The sequence below is a fragment of the Chthoniobacter sp. genome (genome assembly GCF_040003245.1).
Taxonomy (GTDB): domain Bacteria; phylum Verrucomicrobiota; class Verrucomicrobiia; order Chthoniobacterales; family Chthoniobacteraceae; genus Chthoniobacter.
In genome coordinates, this window is sequence record NZ_JBDUCX010000379.1 from 1 (window position 1) to 3,859 (window position 3,859).

Below are 3,859 nucleotides of genomic sequence, written 5' to 3' on the forward strand. Positions count from 1 at the left end.
CCCACGACGCAGCAGGAGCAGATTCGCGTGCAGCTTTCGACCAATCTCAAGGCGGTGATTTCGCAACTGCTGTTACCCACGATGGACGGCAAGGGACGTGTCGCGGCCTTCGAGATCATGGTCAATACGCCGTCGGTGGCGGCGCTGATTCGGGACAACAAGACCTTCCGCATTCCCAACGACATCCTCACCGGCGGCAAACACGGCATGCTCTCGCTCGAGGCGGCGCTCGTGCAACTCTACCTCAATGGCCTCATCAGCTATGAGCAAGTGATCGGCAAGGCGCAGGATCCGCACGCGGCGATCCAATTGATCAACGGCCAGACCCCGGTGAAACGCTAGACTTCTCCCGCACATGAATCCGAAACAAGTCCTCGAAATCCTCACAGAGCAAGGCGTCGTCGAGCGCAACCAGATCGACGACATCCTCCAGGAATTGGGCCAGACTGGAAAATCCCTGGTGGAAGTGCTCAACGATTTCCAGATCTGCAACGAGGAGCAGTTTTACCAGACGATCGCCTCGTACCTTGGCCTGGAATTTGTCGACCTGACGGGCTTCGAGCCGCCGCCGGAAGTCGTGCGACTTATTCCGGCGGGACTGGCGTTGCTCCATCGCGTTTTCCCGATCGGCATCGATGCCGGCACGCTTCAGGTCGTGCTGGCGGACCCGCTCACCCCGGAGACGCCGGAAACGCTGCGTTTCGCCCTGGGCAAAGAGATCCAGCCGGTCGTCGCGCCCGTCTTCCAGATCGATGACCTGATCAAGAAGCACTACGGGACGGACATCGGGAGCATGGATGAAATCCTCAAGCAACTTGGGGGCGAGGTGGAGTTGATCGATGGCGCGGGAGGCATCGACTTGAAGAGCCTCGAGGCCGAGGCGAATGCCACACCGATCATCCGCTATGTAGACTTGATCCTTTATCAAGCGATTCAGGATCGCGCGTCGGACATTCATTTCGAGCCGTTCGAAACGGAGTTCAAGATTCGCTATCGGGTGGACGGCTCACTCTACGAAATGTCGCCGCCGCCGCGGCATCTGGCGCTGCCGGTCATTTCGCGCGTGAAGGTCATGTCGAACTTGAACATTGCCGAGCGCCGCCTGCCGCAGGATGGGCGCATCCAAAAGAACATCGCCGGCCGCCAGGTCGACCTGCGCGTCTCCACGCTGCCCACGCAGTTTGGCGAATCGGTGGTGCTCCGCGTGCTCGATCGCACCACAGTGAACCTGAACATCGAGTCGCTCGGGATGCCCGATTACATTTACGAGTACCTGCTCAAGACGATCGAAAAGCCGAACGGCATTTTCATCGTCACCGGACCGACCGGCTCGGGCAAGACGACGACGCTCTATGCCTGCCTGAACAAGATCAACACCATCGATTCGAAGGTGCTGACGGCGGAAGACCCGGTGGAATACGACATCGAGGGCATCATCCAGGTGCCGATGAATGAGGGGATCGGCCTGACCTTTGCGCGCACCCTGCGGGCCTTCCTTCGTCAGGATCCGGATCGCATCATGGTGGGTGAGACGCGCGATGTGGAAACGGCGCAGATCGCCATCCAGGCGTCGCTCACCGGCCATTTGGTTTTCACCACGCTGCACACCAACGACGCGCCCGGCGCGGTCACGCGTCTGATCGACATGGGCGTGGAGCCGTTCATGATTTCGTCTTCCCTCGAGGGCGTGCTCGGCCAGCGCCTCATCCGCAAGATTTGCCCCAATTGCAAGACGCCCTACGAGCCGACCGAAAATACACTCGCCCAGCTCGGCCTTTCGCCGCACGAGATCGGGGACAAGACGTTCTATTACGGAGTCGGGTGCGACACGTGCAATCACACCGGCTACAAGGGCCGAAAGGGCATCTACGAGTTGCTCGACATCACCGACCCGATCCGCGAGTTGATCAACAAGCGGGCTCCCTCGGTCGTGTTGAAGCAGAAGGCCATCGAGCTCGGCATGACCACCCTGCGGCAGGACGGTCTGCGCTGCATTTACGACGGTGAGACGACGATCGAAGAAATCCTCAAGTACACCTAAAGTCGTCTGCGGCCGAAAAAAGTGCCGCTCGCGCTCAATTCCTTATTGCAACTTTTTATCGCCCGCTTTCTTTTCCTTCTAAGAAACCTTAATTGACCCCCGAACCTCATGCCTCGATTCAACTACATTGCGCTAGATGCCCGCGGCCAGGAATCCACTGGAGTGATCGATGCATCGTCCTCGAACGATGCGGTCGGCCAATTGCGACAGGCCGGCTACTTCCCGACCAGCGTTGTCGAGGAAGGTAAAGGCAAGGTTGCTGCCAAGCACGCCAAGGCCGTGACCAAGCAGGCCAAGGCCGTATCCGCGCCGAAGAGCAAGAAGGGCGGCATCACGCTTTTCGAGAAGAAGACGGTGAAGAGCAAGGTGCTGATGATCTTTACCCGCCAGTTGGCCACCCTGATCGATGCAGGCTTGCCGCTGTTGCGTGGCCTGACCGTGCTCGCCAAGCAGGAGAAGGACCCGGTATTGCAGAAAACCATCAACGCCTTGGCGGACGCGGTCCAGAGCGGCAGCACATTCTCGGAGTCGATGGCGCAGCACCCACTGGTCTTCAACAAGCTCTACATCAACATGGTGAAAGCCGGTGAGCTGGGCGGTGTGCTGGAACTGGTGCTCAATCGTCTCGCCGAATTCCAGGAAAAGGCGCAAAAGGTGAAGAACAAGGTCGTCTCGGCGATGGCCTATCCGGTGATCGTGCTCATCATCGCGATCCTCATCATGGTATTCTTGATGGCTTTCATCGTTCCCCGGTTCGAGGCCATTTTCCACGACATGCTGGGCGGCAAGCCGCTGCCCCCGATCACCCAATGGGTGATCTTCATGAGTAATATCATCCAGAAGATGTTCGTTCCGCCGTATCTCTGGTACACGATCATTTCCATCGTGGTTGTGGTCGTCGGCTACAAGATGATCTCCGGCAGTACTGGTGGACGGGCGATGCTCGACAAGATCAAGCTCCATACGCCGCTGTTCGGCGACTTGCTCCGCAAGAGCTCGATCTCACGCTTCAGCCGCACCCTGGGCACCCTGGTTACTTCAGGCGTGCCTATTCTGCAGGCGCTGAATATTACGCGGGACACCGCCGGCAACACGGTCATCGCCAATGCCGTGACCAAGGTTCACGATGCGGTGAAAGAGGGTGAATCGATCGTGCAGCCGCTGGAGGCCAGCGGAGTATTTCCGCCCATGGTAATCTCGATGGTGGACGTGGGTGAAGAAACCGGTCAGCTCCCCGAGATGCTCCTGAAAATCGCCGAAGTGTACGATGACGAAGTGGACAACGCGGTCGAAGGTCTGACCTCGCTGCTGGAGCCGATCATGATCGTGTTCCTCGCGCTCATCGTCGGCACCATCGTTATCGCGCTGTTCATGCCGCTGATTGAGATCATCAAGCAGATGGGCGGTCAGAACGCCAGCTAGTCCGGATTCGCCAATCCGGCGAATTGCGCTATAATAAAGTTATGACCCGTCCCCCACGTCACGCCGCGTTCACCTTGATCGAAATGATCACGGTCATTGCCATCATTGCCATTCTCGCCGGCCTCGTTTTGGCGATTAACGGAATCGTGCAGAAGAAAAGCGCCACGGCGCGCGCGGATGCGGAAATCAGGCAGCTCTCATCGGCGCTGGAAAGCTACAAGACGGACAACGGCGGCTATCCGCAAGACGCGCAGTCGACGGACTTGCTCGATCCGCGCAATATCGCCGACGCTACGAACACGACGTCGAGTGGCAAACCAGCCAAATCCAGTTTGTACCTTTATGAGGCCTTAAGCGGTGACGACAACGGTAACGGCACGATCGATGCCACTGAAA

Annotated in this window: 3 protein-coding genes and 1 pseudogene; all 4 read left to right on the forward strand. The window is 58.4% G+C overall.

Annotated elements, in window-relative coordinates; genetic code table 11:
• A pseudogene (locus ABJF10_RS29810) lies at positions 1–342 on the forward strand (type IV pili twitching motility protein PilT); the annotation flags it as partial.
• Between the two features lie 13 nt (positions 343–355).
• Entirely contained in the window at positions 356–2,041 is a 1,686-nt protein-coding gene (locus tag ABJF10_RS29815) for an ATPase, T2SS/T4P/T4SS family (RefSeq protein WP_348548243.1), read from the forward strand.
• Positions 2,042–2,149: 108 nt separating this feature from the next.
• Positions 2,150–3,463 (forward strand): type II secretion system F family protein, encoded by a 1,314-nt coding sequence (locus ABJF10_RS29820; RefSeq protein WP_348548244.1) that lies wholly within the window; start codon positions 2,150–2,152, stop codon positions 3,461–3,463.
• A gap of 83 nt (positions 3,464–3,546) precedes the next feature.
• Positions 3,547–3,859 (forward strand): type II secretion system protein GspG (locus tag ABJF10_RS29825; RefSeq protein ID WP_348548245.1); only part of this gene is annotated, 313 nt, incomplete at its 3' end.

Coding starts and splice junctions, on each gene's coding strand:
- ABJF10_RS29820 (WP_348548244.1), top strand. CDS start 2,150: ATGCCTCGATTCAACTACATTGCGCTAGATGCCCGCGGCCAGGAATCC.
- ABJF10_RS29815 (WP_348548243.1), top strand. CDS start 356: ATGAATCCGAAACAAGTCCTCGAAATCCTCACAGAGCAAGGCGTCGTC.